Source organism: Bacillus sp. JJ864, from assembly GCF_036963045.1.
Taxonomy (GTDB): Bacteria; Bacillota; Bacilli; order Bacillales; family Bacillaceae_G; genus Bacillus_A; species Bacillus_A pseudomycoides_C.
In genome coordinates this window covers 5,389-6,399 of sequence record NZ_JBALLY010000078.1, presented here as the reverse complement: position 1 = coordinate 6,399, position 1,011 = coordinate 5,389, and the positions used below count along the sequence as shown (strand labels likewise).

Genomic DNA, 1,011 nt, shown 5'->3' with positions numbered 1-1,011 from the left:
TTCTTCAATTTGTATTTATGTATACAAAAAACTACCTACCTTTACTTTTCTTTACCTCAGCTTAACGTTAATTTAATGCTCATTTTGTATAATTCATAATGAAAGAACTTATACGAAACGAGGGTGAATGTTGATGAAAGTATTATCATCTATCCGCTTTTGGATTCTTCTCATGTCATGTATAACATTATGTTTTGCACTCTTTTTAATTGGAGAATACAATAAACCAAAAGCTGAATCAAATGACGATACCATTCCTTATCACATCCTATATATAAAAGAAAACCACATACCACTAACGCAAACTAGACAACAAGAAAAAATTGTTCTAAAGGGAATGGTGATTACTGATGCCACTTCCTATAAGCAACTAGAAACAATTGCTAAACAAATCAAAGAAAAATATGCACATGCCAACCTCGATTCTATCGAACTAACAGTCCATAACAAAAGTACTGGCCAATACGATGATCTTACTTATGAACCAATTGCCAAAGGAAATATTATCATCTCTTATACAACGTTAGCTAACACCGAGCGCAATATGCATACAAATATAAATATTCAACTCAACAAGCACTCTTAATCTAGCAGAGTGCTTGTCTTTTTATGTATACGCCCATTTTTTATAAATTAGTCAAGTATCCTAGGTCTTGTCCTGTAAAGATGAATATCATATAACGACAAATGATTTAAATAGAAAAAACCCCATTAAGGAGGAACTATGTATGATGTATCCATACAATAATTCGTTTTATTCTCAAAATGCGATGAGAAATTTTAAAAATTTAATTGGCACAAACGTAAGTGTTAATTTAGGAGGTCCAGAAAAAGGAGAGGGAACATTATTAAAAATTCAAAATGATTTTTGTGTAGTACAAACTGACGATGGTGTTGTTTACTATCCGTCACATCATATTAATGGCTTTGCTGAGCAATATGAAGATGAATCTGAAGAATCAGATGATAATGAACAAAACAACAACCAAAATAACCAAAATGAAGAACCTA

Annotated in this window: 1 protein-coding gene and 1 pseudogene; both read left to right on the top strand. The window is 31.4% G+C overall.

From position 1 onward, the window contains the following. The first annotated feature begins 133 nt into the window (after window positions 1-133). Window positions 134-586, top strand: a complete 453-nt coding sequence (locus tag V7024_RS12905) for a hypothetical protein (RefSeq protein WP_335520532.1) — start codon at window positions 134-136, stop codon at window positions 584-586. A gap of 142 nt (window positions 587-728) precedes the next feature. After that, window positions 729-1,011 (top strand): annotated as a pseudogene (locus tag V7024_RS12900) (hypothetical protein); the annotation flags it as partial.